This is a genomic window from Formosa haliotis, assembly GCF_001685485.1.
Classification (GTDB): domain Bacteria; phylum Bacteroidota; class Bacteroidia; order Flavobacteriales; family Flavobacteriaceae; genus Formosa; species Formosa haliotis.
Genome location: NZ_BDEL01000001.1, coordinates 3,941,225 through 3,964,733, shown reverse-complemented (window position 1 = coordinate 3,964,733; position 23,509 = coordinate 3,941,225). Strand labels below are relative to the sequence as shown.

21 protein-coding genes are annotated in these 23,509 nt (G+C 34.4%); 8 read left to right on the top strand and 13 right to left on the bottom strand.

Annotated features, from left to right (window positions below):
* Positions 1-57 precede the first annotated feature (57 nt).
* Both A9D35_RS16755 and A9D35_RS16750 read right to left on the bottom strand, forming a co-directional pair.
* Complete coding sequence (locus A9D35_RS16755) at positions 58-285, bottom strand: PspC domain-containing protein (RefSeq protein WP_066225152.1); 228 nt, start codon at positions 283-285, stop codon at positions 58-60.
* Between the two features lie 12 nt (positions 286-297).
* On the bottom strand, positions 298-1,572 hold the full coding sequence (locus A9D35_RS16750) for a DUF2851 family protein (protein ID WP_066225148.1): 1,275 nt from the start codon (positions 1,570-1,572) through the stop codon (positions 298-300).
* A gap of 170 nt (positions 1,573-1,742) precedes the next feature.
* On the opposite strand from A9D35_RS16750, the gene A9D35_RS16745 reads away from it, so the two are divergent.
* Positions 1,743-1,952, top strand: a complete 210-nt coding sequence (locus A9D35_RS16745; RefSeq protein WP_066225146.1) for a hypothetical protein — start codon at positions 1,743-1,745, stop codon at positions 1,950-1,952.
* A gap of 165 nt (positions 1,953-2,117) precedes the next feature.
* On the top strand, positions 2,118-2,513 hold the full coding sequence (locus A9D35_RS16740) for a DUF2721 domain-containing protein (RefSeq protein ID WP_066225144.1): 396 nt from the start codon (positions 2,118-2,120) through the stop codon (positions 2,511-2,513).
* A 146-nt stretch (positions 2,514-2,659) separates the two neighbouring features.
* On the opposite strand, the gene A9D35_RS19755 is transcribed toward A9D35_RS16740, so the two are convergent.
* The 6 genes from A9D35_RS19755 to A9D35_RS16715 form a co-directional block, all read right to left on the bottom strand.
* Positions 2,660-3,436 (bottom strand): hypothetical protein, encoded by a 777-nt coding sequence (locus A9D35_RS19755; RefSeq protein ID WP_369692190.1) that lies wholly within the window; start codon positions 3,434-3,436, stop codon positions 2,660-2,662.
* 80 nt (positions 3,437-3,516) lie between these two features.
* Complete coding sequence (locus A9D35_RS16735) at positions 3,517-5,340, bottom strand: carboxypeptidase-like regulatory domain-containing protein (RefSeq protein WP_369692189.1); 1,824 nt, start codon at positions 5,338-5,340, stop codon at positions 3,517-3,519.
* Positions 5,341-5,409: 69 nt separating this feature from the next.
* Positions 5,410-6,201 (bottom strand): GLPGLI family protein, encoded by a 792-nt coding sequence (locus A9D35_RS16730; RefSeq protein WP_066225143.1) that lies wholly within the window; start codon positions 6,199-6,201, stop codon positions 5,410-5,412.
* Between the two features lie 260 nt (positions 6,202-6,461).
* Positions 6,462-6,998, bottom strand: coding sequence for a carboxypeptidase-like regulatory domain-containing protein (locus A9D35_RS16725; protein WP_083191738.1), 537 nt, complete (start codon positions 6,996-6,998; stop codon positions 6,462-6,464).
* A gap of 3 nt (positions 6,999-7,001) precedes the next feature.
* Positions 7,002-7,787: a GLPGLI family protein gene (locus tag A9D35_RS16720; protein WP_066225140.1), complete on the bottom strand. Its 786-nt coding sequence runs from the start codon at positions 7,785-7,787 to the stop codon at positions 7,002-7,004.
* A 185-nt stretch (positions 7,788-7,972) separates the two neighbouring features.
* A complete protein-coding gene (locus A9D35_RS16715; protein WP_066226218.1) occupies positions 7,973-9,208 on the bottom strand; it encodes an ABC transporter permease in 1,236 nt (411 codons plus the stop codon).
* 9 nt (positions 9,209-9,217) lie between these two features.
* Here A9D35_RS16715 and A9D35_RS16710 point away from each other — a divergent pair, with 9 nt between their 5' ends.
* Both A9D35_RS16710 and A9D35_RS16705 read left to right on the top strand, forming a co-directional pair.
* Positions 9,218-10,441 (top strand): exo-beta-N-acetylmuramidase NamZ family protein, encoded by a 1,224-nt coding sequence (locus A9D35_RS16710; RefSeq protein ID WP_066225138.1) that lies wholly within the window; start codon positions 9,218-9,220, stop codon positions 10,439-10,441.
* Positions 10,442-10,473: 32 nt separating this feature from the next.
* Positions 10,474-12,726 (top strand): hypothetical protein, encoded by a 2,253-nt coding sequence (locus A9D35_RS16705; RefSeq protein WP_066225136.1) that lies wholly within the window; start codon positions 10,474-10,476, stop codon positions 12,724-12,726.
* 85 nt (positions 12,727-12,811) lie between these two features.
* Here A9D35_RS16705 and A9D35_RS16700 read toward each other — a convergent pair whose 3' ends face one another.
* Genes A9D35_RS16700 through A9D35_RS16690 form a run of 3 tightly spaced genes read right to left on the bottom strand, consistent with a single transcriptional unit; the run spans position 12,812 to position 15,041 of the window.
* A complete protein-coding gene (locus A9D35_RS16700; protein ID WP_066225134.1) occupies positions 12,812-13,651 on the bottom strand; it encodes a sterol desaturase family protein in 840 nt (279 codons plus the stop codon).
* Between the two features lies 1 nt (position 13,652).
* Positions 13,653-14,546, bottom strand: coding sequence for a hypothetical protein (locus tag A9D35_RS16695; protein WP_066225131.1), 894 nt, complete (start codon positions 14,544-14,546; stop codon positions 13,653-13,655).
* Positions 14,547-14,549: 3 nt separating this feature from the next.
* Positions 14,550-15,041, bottom strand: a complete 492-nt coding sequence (locus A9D35_RS16690) for a YkgJ family cysteine cluster protein (RefSeq protein ID WP_066225129.1) — start codon at positions 15,039-15,041, stop codon at positions 14,550-14,552.
* Between the two features lie 70 nt (positions 15,042-15,111).
* On the opposite strand from A9D35_RS16690, the gene A9D35_RS16685 reads away from it, so the two are divergent.
* Positions 15,112-15,816 (top strand): class I SAM-dependent methyltransferase, encoded by a 705-nt coding sequence (locus A9D35_RS16685; protein ID WP_066225127.1) that lies wholly within the window; start codon positions 15,112-15,114, stop codon positions 15,814-15,816.
* Here the strand turns inward: A9D35_RS16685 and A9D35_RS16680 are convergent, their stop codons facing one another.
* Positions 15,817-16,857, bottom strand: coding sequence for a WD40/YVTN/BNR-like repeat-containing protein (locus A9D35_RS16680; protein WP_066225126.1), 1,041 nt, complete (start codon positions 16,855-16,857; stop codon positions 15,817-15,819).
* A 62-nt stretch (positions 16,858-16,919) separates the two neighbouring features.
* On the opposite strand from A9D35_RS16680, the gene A9D35_RS16675 reads away from it, so the two are divergent.
* A complete protein-coding gene (locus A9D35_RS16675; protein ID WP_066225124.1) occupies positions 16,920-18,131 on the top strand; it encodes an RsmB/NOP family class I SAM-dependent RNA methyltransferase in 1,212 nt (403 codons plus the stop codon).
* A gap of 168 nt (positions 18,132-18,299) precedes the next feature.
* A complete protein-coding gene (gene purL / locus A9D35_RS16670) occupies positions 18,300-21,983 on the top strand; it encodes a phosphoribosylformylglycinamidine synthase (RefSeq protein WP_066225122.1) in 3,684 nt (1,227 codons plus the stop codon).
* 101 nt (positions 21,984-22,084) lie between these two features.
* Here the strand turns inward: purL and A9D35_RS16665 are convergent, their stop codons facing one another.
* Complete coding sequence (locus A9D35_RS16665) at positions 22,085-22,741, bottom strand: TrmH family RNA methyltransferase (RefSeq protein WP_066225120.1); 657 nt, start codon at positions 22,739-22,741, stop codon at positions 22,085-22,087.
* Between the two features lie 61 nt (positions 22,742-22,802).
* On the opposite strand from A9D35_RS16665, the gene A9D35_RS16660 reads away from it, so the two are divergent.
* A complete protein-coding gene (locus A9D35_RS16660) occupies positions 22,803-23,480 on the top strand; it encodes an SIR2 family NAD-dependent protein deacylase (RefSeq protein WP_066225117.1) in 678 nt (225 codons plus the stop codon).
* Positions 23,481-23,509 lie beyond the last annotated feature (29 nt).

Genomic DNA, 23,509 nt, shown 5'->3' with positions numbered 1-23,509 from the left:
TGCTAAAAATATTTCGTTTTTTAAAACGAAAGGTGTTAAAAAGAAATTTATAAGCACTTACAAATCGAACACAGAGGATCTTTTGGTATACAATAAATCTTTTATTCGCATCCAAAAAGCCAAAAATAAATACAAAGCAAATCCAAAGCCAACAGTTACAAAAGTGAGGTAAATAAAAGATGTTCTCACTACTTTGGCACGCATCCCTATGCGATCTGCGATACGTTGACAAACGTAAAAACCACGTTTTTGAAAGTAAAGTAAAATCTTATAAAAAAATTTCATGCTGCAATATACTTAAAATCGGTTTAAAATGGTATTTCCTACGGCACATTGCAAGCATTTTTTAAAATTGCAATATTCACTTTTTAACTGAATTAGCCCTTGTGTTTGTAGGGCAGATTTTGAAATAGGTTTTAATGCTTCAAACTTTTTAACCACAGCATTCTGCTCGGGATCTATTTCTGAAATGAGCTTGAGCAAAATTTCGGTTTGAGGTTTCCCCGATAGTTTATCGAAACTAAACTTTATTGGGATTATGGTATTGATAATTAATAAATCGATAAAGTTTTTACTAGTACGCTTTTTCACTGCTTTTGATGCCTTTTGAAACGTATAATGCGTATCCCAAAATGAAGAAGTGCTTACAGAAAACAAATCGTAAAACTCCTGTTTGCTTTTCGCTTCTATTACTTTTGAAAACAAATTTTGATGGGTAGCATACACACGGGCTAATTGCGATAGTCTGATAGTTGGAAAATTTGGAGGTCTTAATCTAAAAAATTGAAGCGGCGAAACATGCTCCCGGCTTAAACCAAATTTCTGTTGTAAAAAATTATAATCGTTACGGAGTGTGTTAACATAATCATCCTCTACATCGGTATCTAGCAAACCACTTTGCCCAAACAAAACAGCTTCTAGCAGGGTGTCTTTAGATTGAAGTTTTCTAACAATACCAAAATCTATAGATGATGCTATACTGAAGAAAGCATCTCCGTTAACTTTTAATCCGAAGTTTTTTGCTAGCAATTTAAACAATACCGCTTCCCAATTGTTTTTAGAAGCCTGTAATAAGGATTCAATCTGACTTGATTTACGCTCTAAACGCTCAAAAAACAAACGTTCTAACCAATTTTGAAGGATAAAATCATCAACCGAAGCAAAATCGTGTTCACAATATATCCATTTTTCCGAAGTAGAAAACAATTTATGATACCCCTGTAATGCCGATTTAGACACTATGGTGTTTAGCTCTAAAGTGGGAATAACCGAATTATCTTTTCTAAAAATATCGACATCATGCTCCCAAACCACATGAAGAATAACATTGTCGTAAGCCGAATCTATTTCGTGATGATGCACATACCAGTCGGATGACTTTACATGAATCTCTACATTTCCTGCCCAAAGCTGATTGTCTATTTTAAGTTGTGCATTAAAAAAATCTGGACCAGAATTAAAGTTATGTTGCCCAACATGAAGTAGTTGAATCGGCTCCTTTAAAACCGTATACAACTGTTGGGTATCAAACTTTTTATATTTCCATAAATAATGTAGAAAATCTTCTTGCATTACTAAAGATACTAAAAAACTATAAAAAAACGCTAACCAAAAGAAGTCTATCCATTTGCACTAAAAAGAATTTAGCTTAAAGTGTCAGTCATCGAAAAATTGCATTATTCCATGAAATTTAACATATTTTTATATAATATTACAATCTATTAACCCCAAATCTATTTAATATGAAAACAAGAATTAGTCTTGGAATTGCGCTTTTTGCGGGTGCATTGGCTATTTTAGGTCAAACAAAAGTGACCATTTGTCACAATGTGGATCACAATCCGCATACTATTACAGTGGCTGCACCAGCAGCAGTTGCGCATTTTTTACAGCACCCTAACGACACTTTAGGAGAATGTGGAAGTAATGATGATGACTTATCTCAAGGATAAGTAATTCACTAAATTTAAATCTTTTTAAGCCTGGGTATATCTCAGGCTTTTTTTTTGTTGAATTCTAATATTTATTTTATTTAAACCACAACAATCATCCAAATTTCATTCGCGAATTCTTTTAAATCCACCGAACTTACTAAATTTGCACAAAATTTCATTTTCATGAACGACTTGACTTTAACTACACCTGCACTTTTATTTTCGGCAATTTCCTTAATTATGTTAGCCTACACCAATCGTTTTTTGGCCTATGCAGCCGTGGTTAGAAGTTTACACGACAAATATCTTGAGAAGAAAGACGAGCGTTTTATGAAACAAATTAAGAATATTAAAAAACGTCTTTACCTTACGCGTGCTATGCAAATTGCAGGTATTTTAAGTTTATTACTTTGCGTACTAACTATGTTTCTTATTTATATAAACCAGCAAACCATAGCAGTATATGTTTTTGGTTTGGCTTTACTACTACTTATACTGTCTTTGGCGCTTTTAATTATGGAAATCCAGATTTCTGTAAAAGCTTTAGAACACCATATTAGCGATCTTGAAAATAACTAAGGGTAATGAAATAATGTAGTAATTATTCAATGTATTAATGGAGCAATGTAATAATTGAATTGAAAATTTGAAGAGGTTTTAATTTGAAGATTTGAAACTTGAAACCTGAAGAACCTGAAGAACCTGAAGAACCTGAAACAAAAAAACTAAAATCTATACTCCAAACCTAAAAGTACAAATCTTGGTAGTAATCTATATTCGGTTGAAGATGTCCCAATATCGCTTACTGTATAATTTCTAAAACTTTTTGTGTTGCATAAATTTTTTCCTGTAAGCCTTAATTTTAATTTACTTTGTATGACTTGATAATTCGCTTCAAAATCTAAAAAATAATATTCATTTTTTGAGGTTAAGCTTCCAAAATAATACCGTTCCGACTGTAAATGCACATCAACAATTTCTGAAAACATAAACGTTAAATCTATAAAACTAACCACATCGGTAAACGAATTTGTAATCGTAGTTTCTATCCTCGATGTTATCCATTTTGTTCCTAAATGATAATTAAAAGGACCTTTAAATCCAGAGCGTAATTCGAATCCATAATTGTAATTATGAGAGGTAACTTGTCGTAGAGCAGAATTATTTACACTATTTTTAAATTCACTTTTAGTATAGCCTAAATCTAGTTTTAAGTTAGACGATATGGATTTATAATAATAATCGAGCTTAGAACTGATGGTGAAAAAGGATCGATCATGAATTCGTATTTTTTCTGATTGAGAATAATTTTGTTCTACAACGCTTTGTGTAGAAAGAAAATCATGATTTTTGGTGTACACAAAAAATGTGTTTGCAAAAAAACGATCGCTCCAATTTCCAAACATATAATTAACCGTAATACTAGAGGCATCTAACTGATTAAATCCGGATGTTCCCTTTGAAAACGAACGAAAACTAGATAATACATAATCGCTATACACATCTAAAACACCAACATTTGTGGTGTTATAAGAATAGGTAGAGTTTACCTTGTTTTTGTTGTTTATCTTCCAATCTAAACCTATAAACTTGGATTGACGTAAAACGGCCTCTGATTATCTGAATGTTCATTATTCTCTAACCCGTTAAATAACTGATGTAAATCTAATTTTCCTATTATTTTAAATGCGTTTAAATCTAGAATGTATTTACTTTTTAAATACAAATCATTTACCGTATACATGGTTCGATTTTGGTAACCTGTAGGTTTTTCTAATAGTACGTTTTCATCATATAATGAAAATGCAGTATTTAATTTATCTTTTCTAAAGGTATTTCCTAGTTGTATCTCGAATAGGTTTTCGTTTTCTTTTCTATCTAGTACATGTGCATTAATTCCAGCAAATTGCATATGGCTTGCACTGTATTGCTTTACATTATTTGCTGTGCTTTCATCTGGAAAAAGATCCTGAAAAAGGAATTGATTAACACTATAATTTTGTGGTGTGTTTTCGTCTATAAACCGCCCGGTGAGCAAAAGCACACGTTTGTCTTTAAACTTATTGGTGTAATTTATACGCTGATCGAAACGTGTGTTCTTGTCGTTTAAATTTTCGGTCGTATTTAAACCATTAAACACTAAATTAGAACCGTCTTGATAGGTACTTATATTGTATTTGGTAGTACTTTCCAACATTTCGGTTTCAGAAATATTATACGTGGCATCTACCTTACCAAAAGCAGTTTTAGCTTTTTTTCTTAGTTTATAATCTTCGGTATTAATAAAGTCGGTACCGTTAGCATAAACAACATCGGTAGTTTTTCTATAAAAATTGGTTTCATCCCAATTAAAAAAACCAAGTGCTTTAATTTTTAATTTTTCGGTCGGATTAAAAATAGCATTTAATGATACCAATTCGGCATTGTTAAAATTGGTTCTGCTTTTTTTAAAATCTAGCTGTGTTTCCGACAAATTTATAAGTGTATTTGCATTTTGGTTGTCGCCAATATGCCCTGGGTCATTTAAGCGATACGGATTAATTAAATTTTGAATGTCGCCTGTAGCATCCTTCCCTATCGAATTTAAATTGGTTAAAAAATAATATTTATTTTTCTTCCCAAAGTTCATTAAGTTTCCTTTTAGTTCGTAAAAATTATCGTTACCTAAACTGGTTTGTATGTTACCAAACCAAATACGTTTTGCACTTTCATCGAGTTTTAAATTTAAAGCCACCTTATCGCTGTCTTCTACATCTTTTAGTAAATGGTTATTCGAGTAATTTTTTAAAACCTCGACTTCATCAATTACATACGCAGGCATATTTTTTGACAATATTTTATAGCCCTTTTCAAAAAAATCGTCGCCATCGACCATTAATTTTTCAATCTCTTGATTGCCTACTTTTATTTTACCATCACTATCTATATTTAACCCTGGTATTTTTTCTAGTAACTCTTCTACCGTTTGTTCTGTACCGTTGGTAAAGTATTTAGTTTTAAACCTAATGGTGTCTTTTTGTACAGAAATGGGTTTTTCGGCCGCAATAAAAACCTCATCTAAAGCCATAGCTTTTTCGTGTAAAACCACATTAAATTGAACCGTTTTATCCTCGGCAGTTAAATTTATTGGAAGTTTTTTGGTGTGATAGCCTAGTGCCGAAAATTCTAAAACAAACGTACCAGAATCTATATCTTCTATAGCATAAGATCCATTTACATTAGAAAACCCATAAGTTACTAAAGCATCACTTTTATCTTTTAATAAAATATTTACCGACGCTAAGGCGCCTATACTATCTGTTACCGTTCCAGAAATTGTAGTTTGCGCAGACCCGAAATACGGATACAACAACATAGCAACAATAATACTGATTTGGGCAAAAGTTCTGCAAGTGGTTTTGGGCATTAAGTAATTGGTTTTGGGGCGTAGGTAATTAAAACAATTTGAATTTAAGCAATTATAGATGGTATAATTCTACTCCGATTTACTCGGCGTAGACTGCTCGGTTTCCCACTCGTAAAATTTCTCCCAACGATTGGTTCTATCTGTCTTTATATTGATTGGTCCTAACTTAGCTTCCCGACTCATGGTTGCCCGAATTCGTTTTATTTGTTCCATCCTAAATGTAAACCGCATGTCTAGAAATGTTTTCTCATCAATTATTTTTTTATAATCTGTTGGTAAATCAAATTTTTCATCTTGCGTATTCAAGGTCTTAAACTCTAATCGTGTTGCCGTAATATCAACCTGATTTAAACTATCTGTTACTTTTAAAATTAATCCGGGTAAGCCCTGAAACTTCCAAGGACCAAAAGGCACGGGAATCTCTGGGGTATACCAAGCGGTATAGATTCTGCCTCTAAAATTGCCTACAGCCTTATTACACAAATGTCCTAAAACTGTGTCTTTAACTGTAGAAGTAATATCCCATTTAATTTTTGGGAAGTTAGCTGTTACTAAATATTTTTTAGAATCTATATACTCCTGAAAATGTAAAGTTTTTTCTACGCTATTTACATAAAAAATCTCCGATTCTTCATGATTTGTGTAATCCATTGTTTTACTGTTAGGTATGGGTACCTCAATAGATTCTTTCTCGATATAACTAGACTTATTACCTTTAAACACTAAAGTATAGTATCGTTCTGCCGGATAATCTAAATTTAATTTTGTGTGATAATTCACACTAGTATAAACAGCATCTGGTTGTGCTAGAAGGGGTAAACTGACTATTAAAAAGAAAATAAGTAGGCTAATGTTTTTCATTTGTAATTGAATTTAAAATGAAGCCTTTTAGCTTCGATCGATCGTGTTTTAAGCATATTTTTTAAGACTTCAAAAGTTAAGAATTTGCTTACAACGTTCCAAAGAAAAAAAACTAAAACATAAAACAACTCAAAATCATGCAGTTCGTCGAAAAATGAAAATAATTTGATTTTCAATTACGGGAAAACCGTAGTTAATGTTGCAATTATTCAATGTACTAATGTATTAATGAGCGATTGAATCTATGATTTGAAAATATGCTAATTTGAAGATTTTATAATGGCTTTAGGCAAAAAATAGCATCTAACTTTTGAATAGGCTGCTTCAGACACTTCCAATCCAGGAATATTTTTAAGTAAATCTTCAACAACTTGTTCCGAACCATCCTTAAAGGCAGCAGCTTTAAACCTTATCGTTTCCTGCTGTACCGCTATTTTTTCCCACGGCTCTAAAACAACTTCATTTAACTGTTCGATTTTTTCACTTAATACAAAATCCTGCTTTATATCGGTTTTAGAGTGAAATAGAATTTGCTGTTTTTGTACGTGATAGCCCAGACTATTGACTTCTATATAAAATGTATGTGGTTCATTTCTTTTAATATTGAATTCCAATTGGTACGCTCCATATTTATCGGTAGTTGAATAAGCTATAATCTGATGATTTTGATACAATACCACCGAAACATATTGAAGCGGTTCTTGCAGTTCGGATCTAACAACGCCAGAAACCGTCAAGTTTTGCACCTGACAAAAAGCAACACCATTAAGCATTATTAAAAATAGGATTTTTACCATCGACTACTCATCAAACACTTCAACATAAGTATTTGCCATAGATTTTCTTGCCGTGTTTTCCTCAGCATCAAAGTTCTCCATAAATAATCGACCATTTTCAGTAGCACGTTTATGCGCTTCGATAAGTCCATTTTTATAATCTGCAAACGTAATCCAGGCTTTCCCATCCTGTTTTGGATTTGGAGCAACTATAGCAGTCGCTGTAGCTAATGGATATTGAATAGACTTAAAGTAAAAATACACTTCTTTATGGGTATCGTAAGCTTCCAAAATTAATCCAGGTAAGCCCTGTAGTTTCCAAGGCCCATACGGTAAAGGAATTGCTGTGGTAAACCAAGCGGTATAGTCTCGTCCTCTAAAACTTGTTGTGGCTTTTACGCAATTGAAATCGCCTATGGTTTTGGTTTCCGAACTGATTTCCCATGTAATTTTTGGAAGCGTTTCTTTAACATAGACAAGTCCCAAATCTCTAGATTGCATGGTATTTGTATTCCTGTCTGTGTAATATTGAAAACCTTCTGGCGTGCTAAACTTTGATTTCACAAAAACTTTATTCTCACCATCACGGATAATTTCAGATTTCTGAATATGTCCCCCTTCCAAAGCATCTTTTTGAAAACTATATAATGCGTAATCCGTATTAAACTGTAAGGCTGCATTATAATCGAGACCTATGGGCGCTCCCATACCCATGCTCTGTTTGTGACCGTAATTTACTAAACCTGTTTTGTTTTGTGCAAAAACAAGAGTAGACATAAAAATAATGCTAAGGCGTAAAAGTTGTTTCATATTGTAGCTTATGTTAGTTGTTGACAGAATGCTATTGTGGCTATGAAACTAAAAATTAAATCCTTGTAAGTCTGTTAAATAAAACGCAAATTTTACTAAAATGATTCTAAAATTAATTTGAATATTTAGGAATTAAAAGCAACTTTTCACTTTCAAAACTGCATCACCGCTCCACCATAAAAAACCTACTCAAATCGCATCGCTTTTACTGGAGATATCTTGGTAATTATATAAGACGGCACTAAAAGCATAACCAAACACAAGACAAAGGTCCCCACGTTTAAGGCGATTATATAATCTAAATTGATGTAAACCGGTGCTTCGGTAACATAATACACGCTCGGATCTAAAGGAAAGAGTTTTAAATATTTCTGAGCAAACAGTAATCCTAAACCAATAACATTTCCCCAAAACAAACCAAGAACTATAAGATACGCAGCGTTAAATAAAAATAATTTACGAATGCTCCAGTTGTTACTGCCAAGAGCTTTTAAAACACCTATCATTTGGGTGCGTTCAAGTATTAAAACTAGTAAAGCCGTGATCATATTAATACCTGCCACTAAAATCATGATCCCGATAATGGCATAAATATTATTGTCGAAAATTTTAATCCATTCAAAAATAGAATAGAACTTATCTAAAATAGTTTGAGTGTTTAATGTTGGTGGCGTGTTTTTATACACTTCCATCCCAATGTCGTGTACCTCATCAAAATCATCTACAAACAATTCAAAATTTCCTATTTGGGTATCATCCCATTTATTTAAACGCTGAATATGCCTAATATCTCCAATAATATATGAGGCATCGAACTCCTGAAAACCTGAATTATAAATACCAACTATATTATAGGTAATTATACTTGGTGGCTTATTGGTATCGTCTTTTATAAAATAGGTGTTGAATTTATCGCCTAGTTTAAACCCCATTTTATTCGCAATAAACTTAGAGATTAACACATCTTCGGTTCTATCTTTAGTAAAATCTGGTAGGCGACCTTCAATTAAAAATTCTTTAAAATAATCCCAAGTAAAATCTTTACCAACCCCTTTTAAAACAATGCCTTCAAAATCGGTTGCTGTTCGAATCACTCCAAACTTAGTCGCCACACCTTGAATATGATTTATACCTTCTACACTCTTAAATTCGGGATAAAACTCTTGATGTGTAGAAATAGGCACCACACTTTCTTGCGAATTATTACTATCGAAATTAGAAATGGTGATATGTCCATTAAATGCAACTACCTTATCTCTAATCTTTTGCTGCAGCCCTATTCCCGTAGCAATGGCAATCATCATAACCACAATACCAATTGTAATTGCCGCGATTCCAATTTTTATTATTGGTGCCGATACACTACTTTTATACGCTTTATTGCCTATTATACGCTTGGCTAAAAAATATTCGTAATTCAAATTATTGGTATGCATTTAAATGTCCTCAAAAATACAGTTTTATTATTTGTTTTCATCATGATTTCTTGTGGTTGTCTGGCAAAACCTATATCCAAAAACTCAAACACAAATCATTCTATTATTCAAAACGATAGCACCATTATTGTTGGTGCAAACAGAACTCAAGATTATCTTCCGCTTTTAGAAGGCAAAAAAATTGGAATCGTCGCGAACCAAACTTCGGTTATATTTAAAACCGATGATGGTTTTACGCACCTTGTAGATTCGTTATTGCAATTAGATGTAAGCATTACCAAAGTGTTTTCTCCAGAACATGGGTTTCGAGGTACTGCAGATGCTGGCGAAGTTGTAAAAGACGGAATAGATACAAAAACCAAATTGCCAATTGTTTCGTTATACGGATCGAATAAAAAACCAACGGCAAATCAGCTTAAAAATATAGACCTATTGATTTTCGACATTCAAGATGTGGGAGCCCGTTTTTACACCTATATTTCGACTCTGCATTATGTTATGGAAGCCTGTGCAGAAAACAATATTCCGGTTTTAATTTTAGATCGACCAAACCCAAACGGACGGTATATTGATGGCCCGATTTTAGAAATGGAGCACAAAAGTTTTGTTGGTATGCACCCTGTTCCTGTGGTTCATGGCATGACGATTGGAGAATATGCGCAAATGATTAACGGCGAACGTTGGTTAACAAATAAGGTGACCTGTGAACTGACTGTTATTAAAATGGAGCATTATACCCACGATTCTCTTTACCATTTACCTATAAAACCATCGCCAAACCTACCTAACGACCAATCGATTAATTTATATCCGAGTTTATGTTTTTTTGAAGGTACCAATGTTAATGCTGGCCGCGGAACAAATACCCAGTTTCAGGTGTATGGGTCACCATTTTTGAAAAATCAGACCTTTAGTTATACGCCGAAACCTAACGATGGTGCAAAACACCCGAAGCATGAAGGAAAACTGTGTTACGGGGTAGATTTAACCAACGAAAAACAACTGAATCAGATTAATTTAGCTTATCTTATTAAAGCGTATCAAGCAACAGCAAATAAAACTGAGTTTTTTAATGCATTTTTCACTAAGTTAGCAGGATCTAAAAAACTTCAGAAACAAATTGAAGGCAATTTAAGTGTGACCGAAATTAAACAATCTTGGAAAACCGGTTTAGATGCGTATAAGAAAATGCGTAAAAAATATGTGTTGTATAATTAGTTACACGCAAGCCGAAAAACATTTTCGATAAAATGAATGAAAGGTTAAAATACATTTTAATATGTTTTTATTTTATTTTTGGTGTGCTCCATTCTCAGAATAATAGAAATGTAATTGATATTATAGCCGATAATTTTCAAAAGTTAACAGACAATCAATCCTTAGATAATATTTACCTTCAAACAAGTAAGAGTATTTATGAAACCGAAGAAAACTTATGGTTCAAAGCCTACGTTTTAAATGCACAATATCTAACTCCTTCTAAAAGAAATAAAACGCTCTATATTCAATTAATTAACGACGAAACAAAACAAGCGGTCTGGAAAGAAAAATATGAAATAGAAAATGGCTTTGTTGATGGTCATCTTTACATTCAAGATTCATTAAAAACAGGACGTTACTCACTTGCTGCATACAGCGAACATTCCTACTTCCGCAATCAAGAAGCATTTTATGCACTAAAAAAGGTGACCATTGTTAAAAACATAAAAGAAAAAATTAACAATACTGCCGTTAAAAATGATTCCATAGCCCAATTTTCGTTATTTCCCGAAGGCGGTTATTTAGTTTCTGATATTGAAAACACACTTGCATTTAAAGCCACAAACAAAAAAGGGCTACCTGTTGATGTTTCTGGAGTTTTATACGAAAATAATTTACCGCTTTTTAATTTTAAAAGTATTCATGCTGGCATGGGAAGTATTAATTTCATGCCAAAAAAAACAAACAATTATTATATTCAGCTTACTGAGTCTGACAAAAAATACCCATTACCAGAAATTAAACCTACCGGCAAAACCCTCAGTTTAATAGCAAACACAAATGATTTTTTAACTTTTAAAATAGCTCAAAGTAGAGACCTAAAACCAGAATCTATATACTTACAACTACAAATAAGAGGTATTATTTACAGTGTGGCTTCTGCTAAATTAAGAGATGAGATTATTATAAAAATACCTTTAAAAGATATTCCACAAGGCATTGCAGAAATAACCCTAATTAATACTAATTTAAAACCTATTGCAGAACGTTTAGTTTATGTTAAACAAGACCAAAAACTAAACATAAAAACAATTTTAAACAAAAGCGAATATAAAACTAGAGAAAAAGCAACCTTAAAAATAAAGGCTACAGATAAAGACGGTGAACCCGTTGAAGCTCATTTAGGGTTAAGTATTTACGATAATGCTTATCAAAATAAATTTGAACCAAAAAACATACTAACTCACTATCATTTATCAACGCAATTAAAGGGAAATATTTATGACCCTATTTATTATTTTAATGAAGACAATATAAATAGGCATGATGCTTTAAACCTATTATTACTCACCCAAGGGTGGAGACGATACGTTTGGAATGAAGAGAATTTAAAAGAAAACAAACTAAGAAAACCTATTCTTTCTGACTCCATTACTGGCAAGATTCGATTGGATAGAGTTACTAAAAAACCTAAAACGGAACAACAACAGGTTGTAATGGCTTATACACCAGATTCTTTAAGAGGTAAGGATTTTATATTTACAGATTCCAACGGAATTTTAGGCATTAATTACAAACATTTCAAATTGGGAGAAAAAGGTTATTTTTATATAAAACCCCTGACACAAAACAAACCTAAATATGTTATCGATATTAAAGATAATTCATTTGACATCATTAATATAAATAGTAAGACAACGCCAATAAACTATCCTTTTCCAAAATTAAAAGTAGAATCATTAGAAGATAATAGAGAACCTTTAATTGTATCAGATAAAGTTAACAAACTGGATGAAGTTGTGCTTTCAGCCAAGAAAGATCAGGTTTTCAGGAATAAATATTTGGGAGCTTTAGATAGTTTAGCGAAACTTGAATTAACAGATTATGTCTGTCGTTATGGTAATTTGAATTGCATAAATCACCCCGAAGATTACAGGAGAAAACCTATTGAAGGTAAAATATATTTGGCAGAAAATAGAGTAAGCAGAGTCCCATACCGAGAAAAAAAATATACAGAAGAAGAACTTCTAAATAAGTTCAATTTAAAGATGCTCAAAGGGTACTACGGCAAACGTGAGTTTTACCAACCTATTTATGATAAAGAAACTGTAAATGATCCTTTCCCTGATTATCGTAATACCCTATTCTGGAAACCAGACATAATTACTAATGAACAAGGAGAAGCAATAATTGAATTTTATTGTTCAGACCTAAATACCATTTTTACAGGAAGCATTGAAGGCGTTAGTGGAACTGGATTATTAGGTACTGACAGTTTTAATTTTAAAGTATATAAAAAATAAGAGCTAGCATGTAACTCCGTGTAAACAAATTCCATTACTACTTGGCTCCTCTGCACCTTTTTTCTATCAACTCTATGCGAGGCAACTATTTTGAAGCATCAAAAGTTGTCGGTTTACGATATTTATGAAACGGTTGTTTCAACAAATCTTTAATATTACTATTTGTTTTTTCATCTGGAAAAGTATCTACTCCATAAGTTAATTTTTCGCGATCTAACTCCATATACGTCCCGAATAGTCTATCCCAAATAGAAAAAATATTTCCGTAGTTAGAATCGGTATATGGCAATACATAATGATGATGCACTTTATGCATGTCTGGAGACACAAACACGTAACTTATAGCTTTATCTAGGGCGCGAGGCATTTTAATATTGGCATGTGTAAGTTGCGTAAAAATTACCGATAGCGATTGGTAAATCATGATCACCGCAATTGGCGCACCAACAATAAAAATACCGACAAGTGTAAACACAAACCGAATCACGCTCTCTATGGGGTGATGTCTGTTTCCGGTAGTGGTATCTACATTATGGTCTGTGTGGTGCACCAAATGCACCATCCATAAGGGTTTTACTTTATGCTCTACATAATGCGCTAAATAGGCTCCGAAGAAATCTAAAAGTAAAACGCCCAAAAGCACATATAGCCATAGCGGCATGTTTGGCAACCAATTGATTATTCCAAAATTATTCGCCGTAACCCAATCTGATGTTTTTAAAAGGATAAATGCTAAGCCAAAATTAATTACAATAGTTGTAAGGGTAAAGAACAAGTTAGGCCAAGCATGTTTCCATTTTTTATAATTGAATTTAAATAAAGGCACAGCCCCTTCTAAAATCCAGAAAAACGTAATCCCTCCCACCAGAATCAGACTTCGGTGAAGTGACGGAATTGTTTCAAAACATGTAAATATAGCTTCCAAATTAATGGGGTATGTTGCTCATTAAACTCATCAATTTTCGCCTATCTAAAGCCGTTACATTCGGTTGCCAAACGGCTACATTTTCGGTATCGTGAAGCATGGTATAAGCCGAGTAATATAAAAACGAACGTAAATTTTTATTCACCGCTGCTACCTCATCCTCTTTTATCCTTTTTAATTGGCGTAGTACTTTATTAGGTCTTTCTAAAATAAGATATTTTTGTATGTTCAACAAATGTACACGTTGCGTAATGGCGGCCCTACTTTCTTCAGGTTCTGTATTTATATAACCTGCCGCTTCATCCAGATAAATACCCGCTAAATCTGCAAGTTCTGGACGGACTTCCTGTTTGGCAAAAAAAGCAAAATCTAAATATTGAGCCCCTACATAAAACGCCGAATAAAAGTTTTTTTCTTTCTTATAATTTATCATTTTAGTTTCTAAAAACGACATGTCCATACTGTACTTATGTAAAAAATTTGTAAGATTTAACATGTAGTTGTTAGCGGTAACATTTAAGATATTTCCATTCGCATCCATCACCTTAAAACTATCATCACTAAATTTAGTTTTATAATCGTTCGATCTGTTTTCTATACGTTTATACAGTTTCTCATAATCATCTTCTAGTAACATCACCGGAATAAAATGTGCCCATAGCAGGCTGTCTACAACGGGTTCATCGATAATATTTTCAACAAAAACCTGCTCGCCTTTATTATTATCAACAAAGGCAGGGATGCCATTAAAATAGGAATTTTGCCAAACCGCTACAATTAATTTGTTTTGTGCTAAGGCCAAGCGCTCTGCCACTTCCAAATTAGTCATCCAATCTTGGGCAAAGCTTAAATTAAAAGAAAAACCAACTAAAATAAATATTAGTATTTTTTTCATAAACTACTTTATACGTTTTTTCATTTCTTCAACAATATTAAAAGCTGCCGGACAAATTGCAACATTTTTTAATGTGAGGTTAGAAATTTGTTGAAACTTTTTTCTATCGGTATGCGGAAATTCACGGCATGCCTTTGGACGCACATCGTAAATTGAACAATAATTATCGGCACCCAAAAATGTACACGGAACACTTTGCAACACATAGTCGTTATCTTCATCTATTCTTAAAAACTGCGAGATAAAATGCTGGGTTTTCATTTTAAAATGTTTGGCTATACGCTCTACATCTTTATCTGTAAACAAGGGTCCTGTGGTTTTACAGCAATTGGCGCACTCTAAACAATCGGTACGTTCAAATTCTGCATCATGCAATTCTTGCATCAAGTAATCTAATTGCTTGGGCGGCTTCTTTTTTAATTTTTTAAAAAAGTTAGTATTCTCGTTATGCTTATCTTTGGCCTGTTTAGGCAGCTGTTTTAATATGTCTTGCATGTGGTAAAAATACAATTTAATTGAAATAAATCATTTATTAGCCCACGAAGAAAAATCAATTCTAATTATTATGAAAGACCTTTTAGGACAAGCACTTTTAGATTATCAGAACGGTGATTATACTGAAGATATTATCACCTCGACAAACATTTCCGACGAGGATGTTTTACCTATCCCATACTTGTTTAGAGATTTTAAAAGCATGCCCAAACTAGAACAAAAAGCACTAAAACTAGCCAAAGGCCATGTTCTCGATGTAGGTTGCGGAGCTGGAAGTCATAGTTTGTATCTTCAAAACAAAGGATTGGTTGTAAAATCTATAGATATTTCTGAAGGCGCTATTTCGGTATCGAAAATTCGTGGCGTTAATCATGCCCATGTCGCTTCTATTCTAGATGAAACTGAACAGTTCGACACCATTTTACTCTTAATGAATGGTACTGGAATTTTTCAGAAATTAAGTTATGTAACCAAATACTTATCGCATTTAAAATCACTTTTAAAACCTAACGGACAAATTTTAATAGACTCCTCCGATATTTTATACATGTATAAAGATGAAGATGGTGGCATGTGGATAGACACCAATGCAAACTACTATGGCGAATTGGACTATTTTTTAAGTTATAAAGGTGAAAAAGAAACGCCGCTAACCTGGTTGTATTTAGATTTTGAAACCTTAAAAACAGCCTGTCTTACCGTAGGTTTAAATTGTGAAAACATACAAGCCGGCGACCATTACGACTATCTCGCCAAACTAACCTTAAGCAAATAATTACCTATTAAACTTCAATTTAGAAATACGCCCTTGTCCGGCTGCATAGGCCAATGAATCGTTTACAAATCTTAAGGTGTAAAACGATTCGTCGCTTATATGTTTCCATGAAGTTCCACCATCGTTAGATAGATCTATGCCATTAAAACTCACAGCAACCAATGTCTGAGCATTTTGGTTTGGCATATATTGCACACAACTTTTATACCCAGGAGCTTGACCATTAGCAACCAATTGCCAGGTTTTTCCTCCATCTACGGTTTTCATTTTATTATTGGTATTGCCTTCAGGTTTGGTATAATCTCCCCCAATGGCAAATCCGTGTTGCGCATCGTAAAAATCTATAGAATAAATACCTTGCGTAGCTTCAGTATTTTGCATGGGTGTTGTAATAGTTCTCCAAGAAAGTCCTTTGTTTTCTGTATAAAAAATTGTTCCGCTCGTGGTGGCAATCCACGCCTTGTCTCCTAATACTTTTATATTGGTATTACTTGCCGCAAAAGCCCCTTCGCCTGCACTAGATTTTGGCACATTATCGCATGCTAACTTTTGCCAAGATTCACCGCCGTCTCTGGTAATAATTATAGATAAACAGCCGTTAACACTATCGCCCACAGCAATCCCTTCTTTATCATTCCAAAAGGTCATAGCATCATAAAACACACCTTCTCCTTCTTCTTTATAAACTAGAGCCATTTGGCCATCGTCACCTGTTTTGTATAATAAAGCCGGACTTTCAATACTCAACATAAAAAAATCATTGGCAGTATGCGCTACAGCTCTAAAATGTAACGGTACCGAGTCGTGAAGTTGTTTAGAAGTTGCCCATTGTTCGTTCTTCGGAAAATACAAACCGTACGTGCCTTTATCGGCAGCAAAGGCCAAAGTACCATCGCCCATTAATTCTATAGCCCGAATACTTAAGGAATCGTTATAAATATCCTGAACAGAAACAGATTTATAAAATTTAAGAGGTTTTTCAACGTCTTGCTTACAAGAACTTATTAATATAAAAAGTAAAAGGCTCGCTATTAGTCGCATTTATTAAAATTTTGGCTAAAAATAATTAATTAAACTTACCTTTGTGGCCTTAAATACACAAAATGCGATTACATAGAAATTTATGCTTTGCGGTAGTAGACGGATTAATGCAAATCTTTAATGAAGGAGCTTATGCCGACAAAGTTGTTCAACAATTATTAAAACGTGATAAACGCTGGGGAAGCCGAGACCGAGGTTTTGTTGCCGAAACCACTTACGATATTGTACGTTGGAAACGCCTTTACGCTGAAATTGCAGACGTTAAAGAACCGTTCGACAGAGATAATATTTGGAGAATGTTTGCCGTTTGGGCCACCCTAAAAGGCATTAAATTACCAGATTGGAAATATTTTGAAAACACGCCTTCTCGAAAAATTAAAGGCCGTTTTGATGAATTATCGAATATCAGAAAATTTAAAGAATCTATCCCAGATTGGATGGACCAAATTGGTGTTGCCGAATTAGGAGAATCGCTTTGGACCAAAGAAATTGCTGCTTTAAATGAGCAAGCCGATGTTATTTTAAGAACCAACACTTTAAAGGTTACTAAAGATAAATTACAAGCCGATTTATTCGATATCGATATTGAAACGGAATTTATTAAAGGCTATCCAGATGCCCTAAAATTAAAGGAACGCGCCAATGTATTTTCTACAGAGGCTTTTAAAAATGGACTTTTTGAAGTACAAGATGCATCTTCGCAATTGGTTGCAAAATATTTAGAGGTAGAACCTGGTATGCGTGTGGTAGACACCTGTGCTGGAGCGGGAGGAAAAACGCTGCACTTAGCGTCTTTAATGGAAAACAAAGGTCAGATAATTGCTTTAGATATTTATGCACATAAATTACACGAATTAAAACGACGTGCGAAACGTGATGGCGCTCATAATATCGAGCCTCGCCATATCGATTCTTCAAAAGTAATTAAGAAATTATACGATAAAGCCGACCGTGTGTTAATAGACGCCCCGTGTTCTGGATTAGGAGTTTTGCGACGAAACCCAGATGCAAAGTGGAAATTACAACCAGAATTTTTAGATCGTATTCGTGCAACTCAGCAAGACATTCTTCAAAAATATTCTAGAATGGTAAAATCTGGCGGTAAAATGGTTTACGCTACATGTTCGGTGTTACCTTCAGAAAATCAAGATCAGGTTAAAACGTTTTTAGCTTCAGAATTTGGTAAAGATTTCACCTTAGAAAAAGACGATAATATCTATGCTCATAAAACAGGATACGATGGTTTCTACATGGCCTTGTTAAAACGAAATTAATGGGCTAAACATAAAAATAGAATTACAAAAAGCAACTCCATTTGGGTTGCTTTTTTTTATATACTAAAGTTGACATCCTCTTGAAAAAGACTGTATTATTTTTCAAAAAATATCGCTAAAAAACACTAATTTTGTGCTTTCTAAAAAAAATAATACAAACCTTATTATATGATTCATTTCTTTGGAAACGTAAACGGCAAAATATTTGCTGTACAAACAGTTAAAGAATTATCTACTGAAACTATTTCAAAATTAACATGGCTTTTTGGCTTCCGGCCAAAACTAGAAGAAGCATCTTTAGATGCTTTTTTTATTGGACCACGAGCTGCTATGATTACGCCTTGGAGTACCAATGCTGTTGAAATTACTCAAAATATGGGTATTGAAGGCATCATAAGAATTGAAGAATTTGAAGCTGTGGCCGAAGATTTTTCTGATTTCGACCCTATGATTTCTCAAAAATTCGACGGATTAAATCAAGAGTCGTTTACTATTGATATTAAACCAGAGGCTATTTTAAATATTGAAGACATTGCCGCTTACAACATACAAGAAGGGTTATCTTTAAGTGACGAAGAAGTTGAATACTTAGAAGGTGTTGCTAAAAAAATTGGTCGTCCGCTTACCGATTCTGAAGTTTTCGGGTTTTCGCAAGTAAACTCAGAGCACTGTCGTCATAAAATTTTCAACGGAACGTTTGTTATTGATGGTGAAGAAAAACCGGTATCATTATTTAAAATGATTCGTGAAACTTCAAACAAAAACCCTAACGATATCGTTTCGGCTTATAAAGATAATGTTGCTTTTGTAAAAGGTCCTGTGGTAGAACAATTTGCACCTAAAACTGCAGATAAACCGGACTTTTATCAAACTAAAGATTTTGAATCTGTAATTTCCCTAAAAGCAGAAACCCATAACTTCCCAACAACAGTAGAGCCTTTTAATGGTGCTGCCACAGGATCTGGTGGAGAAATTAGAGATAGACTTGCCGGAGGAAAAGGATCTTTACCTTTAGCGGGAACTGCCGTTTACATGACAGCTTACTCTCGATTAGAAGAAAACCGCCCTTGGGAGCAAAAAATGGATGCTCGTCCGTGGTTATACCAAACACCAATGGACATTTTAATAAAAGCAAGTAATGGTGCATCGGACTTTGGAAACAAATTTGGCCAGCCTTTAATTACCGGGTCTGTATTAACATTCGAGCATGAAGAAAACGCATCTTCAAGCAAAGCAAAAGCTAGAAAATTAGGATTCGATAAGGTTATTATGCAAGCAGGTGGAATTGGTTACGGAAAAGCCGATCAAGCCTTAAAAGACACTCCAAAAGAAGGAGATAAAATAGTTATTCTTGGTGGTGAAAATTACCGCATAGGAATGGGTGGTGCTGCTGTATCTTCTGCAGATACAGGGGCTTTTGAATCTGGTATAGAATTAAATGCTGTACAACGATCTAACCCAGAAATGCAAAAACGTGCTGCTAACGCTGTGCGTGGTATGGTAGAAAGCGACGACAATTATATTGTTTCTATCCACGATCACGGGGCTGGTGGACATTTAAATTGTTTATCGGAATTGGTTGAAGATACTGGTGGAAACATCGATTTAGATGCGCTTCCTGTTGGCGACCCTACTCTATCTGACAAAGAAATTATCGGGAACGAATCTCAAGAACGTATGGGACTTGTTATTGCCGAAAAACATATAGAAACACTTCAAAACATAGCAGATCGCGAACGCTCTCCAATGTATACTGTTGGGGATGTTACGGGTGACAATCGCTTTACTTTCGAATCTAAAACCAATGGCCACAAACCTATGGATTTAGCCATGGAAGACATGTTTGGAAGTTCTCCTAAAACCATTTTAACAGATAATACGGTTGTCCGTAATTATAAAAATCCGCGTTATAAAACTAAAAACTTAAAAATCTACCTTGAGCAAGTGTTACAGTTAGAAGCTGTGGCTTGTAAAGATTGGTTAACAAACAAAGTAGATCGATGTGTTGGCGGTAAAGTAGCCAAGCAACAATGTGTGGGAACATTACAAATCCCATTAAATAATGTTGGGGTTATGGCTTTAGATTATAACGGAAAAGAAGGGATTGCCACAAGTATTGGGCACGCTCCTATTTCGGCGTTAATTCATCCAGATGCAGGAAGCAGAAATGCCATTACCGAGTCGCTTACCAATATTGTTTGGGCGCCTTTAAAAGACAATTTAAAAAGTGTGTCATTATCGGCAAACTGGATGTGGCCTTGTAAAAACGAAGGTGAAGATGCACGTTTATACAAAGCTGTACAAGCTGTGTCTGAATTTGCTATCGATTTAGGCATTAACGTCCCTACAGGAAAAGATTCATTGTCTATGAAGCAAAAATATCCTAACGAAGATGTTATTGCTCCTGGAACAGTTATTATTTCGGCTGCAGCCAATTGTACCGAAATTTCTAAAGTTGTTGAGCCTGTTTTACAAGCCGATGGCGGAAACATCTACTACATCAACATATCGCAAGACAACTTTAAATTAGGAGGAAGTTCGTTCTTCCAGTCGTTAAATGCTATTGGAAACGAAACGCCAGATGTTACAGATTCAAGTTTTGTAAAGAAGGCGTTCAACACCGTACAAAACTTAATAAAAGCCGATAAAATCCAAGCCGGACACGACGTTGCTTCGGGCGGATTAATTACAACCTTATTAGAATTGTGTTTTGCCGATGTAAATTTAGGAGCAGATATCAATCTTTCTGGTTTAAATGAAGAAGACACCATTAAAGTGTTATTTGCAGAAAATGCCGGACTTGTTTTTCAGGCCGATGCTGCTATAGAACAAGATTTTTCTGAAAACGGTATTGAAATTTTCAAAATTGGTACAGCAAATACATCTGGAACGGTTTCTATAAAAAACAACGAAGATGCATTCACTTTTAATGTTGCCGAATTAAGAGATGTTTGGTATAAAACATCTTATTTATTAGACCAAAAACAAACGGCTAATAATTTAGCTGAGGCACGTTACAACAATTATAAAACACAACCTTTAACATATACTTTCCCTGAACATTTTACAGGAAAACTTCCTAAAATAGATGCTAGCAAGCCAAGACCAAAGGCTGCTATTATTCGTGAAAAAGGATCTAATTCTGAACGCGAAATGGCTAACGCTATGTATTTAGCTGGTTTTGATGTAAAGGATGTGCATATGACCGATTTAATTTCTGGTCGTGAAACGCTTGAAGATATTCAGTTTATAGGTGCTGTTGGAGGCTTCTCTAACTCAGATGTTTTAGGTTCGGCTAAAGGTTGGGCTGGAGCATTCTTATACAACGAAAAGGCCAACACGGCATTAAAGAATTTCTTTAAAAGAGAAGACACATTATCTGTTGGTATTTGTAACGGATGTCAGCTTTGGATGGAATTAGAACTAATTAATCCGGAGCACGATGTTCACGGAAAAATGCTACATAACGATTCTCATAAACACGAAAGTTCGTTTACTTCGGTAAAAATTCAGAAAAATAATTCGGTAATGTTATCCTCTTTAGAAGGTAGTACATTAGGAGTTTGGATTTCTCATGGTGAAGGAAAATTCAGTTTACCTAAAGACGAGAATCAATATAATATTGTAGCAAAATATGGCTACGAAGGTTACCCTCATAATCCAAACGGTTCGGATTTTAACACCGCAATGATGTGCGATGCTACGGGAAGACATTTAGTAACCATGCCACATATAGAGCGCTCGACTTTCCAATGGAACTGGGCCAACTATCCAGCAGGAAGAACAGACGAAGTTTCTCCTTGGTTAGAAGCATTTGAAAATGCTAGAATTTGGATTGAAAATAAAAATTAAGCCATATAAAACAGAAAAGAGGACTAAATTAGTTCTCTTTTTTTGTTTTATTTTAAATGGAAATTCGATAAATCGCCTTGGTTAGTTCCTTTTAAAAACGCTCAATGGTCTTTGTAATAATGTGCGACGATATCGTCATAACTTTTTATCGATTTCTTAATCCAATCCATACGCTTTTCAAGTTGTTCTTCTTCAGAAAGTCGCCAATTTATATCTGTTCGCTTCAATTTTGTAGTCACATGCTGTAAGATAATCGCTGCCGAAACCGAAATATTTAAACTTTCTGTAAAACCAACCATAGGAATTTTTAAAAAACAATCGGCTTCCTCTAAAACGACATCCGATAGCCCTTCGGTTTCTCTTCCGAAGAAAAAACACGACTTCTTAGTCACATCAAAATCATGTAACTCACAATCTTGCTCATGAGGTGTAGTTGCCACAATTTGATACCCGTTTTGTTTTAAATCGCGAATACAATCTTTCACATGATTATGCCGGTGCAAATCCACCCACTTCTGAGCTCCCATAGCAATTTCCCTATCTATTTTTTTAGTATTTCGCTCCTCAATAATATGCACGTCTTGAATACCAAACACATCGCAACTTCTTATAACAGCACTGGTATTGTGTAATTGATAAACGTCTTCTGTAGCCACCGTAAAATGTTTAGTGCGCTCTGGCAAAACCGCATCAAATCGCTGTTTACGCTTAGGTGTCAGGATCTGTTCTAGATGATTTAATAGTCCTTTATCAATCATGGAATATGTTTCTAGTTTAAGAAACTTCGAATTTATAAAAATGATTTCTTATTTTTAACTTATGAAACATATAGTTGTACTTAGTGGTGCCGGCATAAGTGCCGAAAGCGGATTAAAAACCTTTAGAGATAGCGATGGACTTTGGGAAGGCCACGATGTTATGGAAGTTGCTACTCCCGAAGGATTTGCCAAAAACCCTGCTCTCGTTTTAGAGTTTTACAATCAGCGCAGACGGCAGCTTCTCGAAGTACACCCAAATAGTGCGCATGCCGATTTAGCGGCTCTAGAGGAGCAGTATAAGGTAACTATAATTACCCAAAATGTCGACGATTTACACGAACGTGCAGGTAGTACACATGTTATTCATTTGCATGGCGAATTACTAAAATCAAGAAGTGTAATAAACGATGAGATTCTTTCTTGTACCAGCGATATTAAACTAGGTGATGTTTGTGCTAAAGGACATCAAATTCGGCCGCATATTGTGTGGTTTGGCGAGGCTGTACCTTTAATAGATACAGCTATGGAAGTTTGCAAAACAGCCGATATTTTAATTATTATTGGCACCTCTATGCAAGTGTATCCCGCAGCAGGATTAATGCATTACGTACCCGAAAACACTCCGGTGTATTATATAGATCCAAATCCGGCAGCCATGGACGACAAACATATTATTACCATTCATGAAAATGCAACCTCGGGTATGAAAACCGTTTTAAAGTATATAGCTTTAGAATAACTGCTGCCAGCGATAAACCTTTCAAAAAA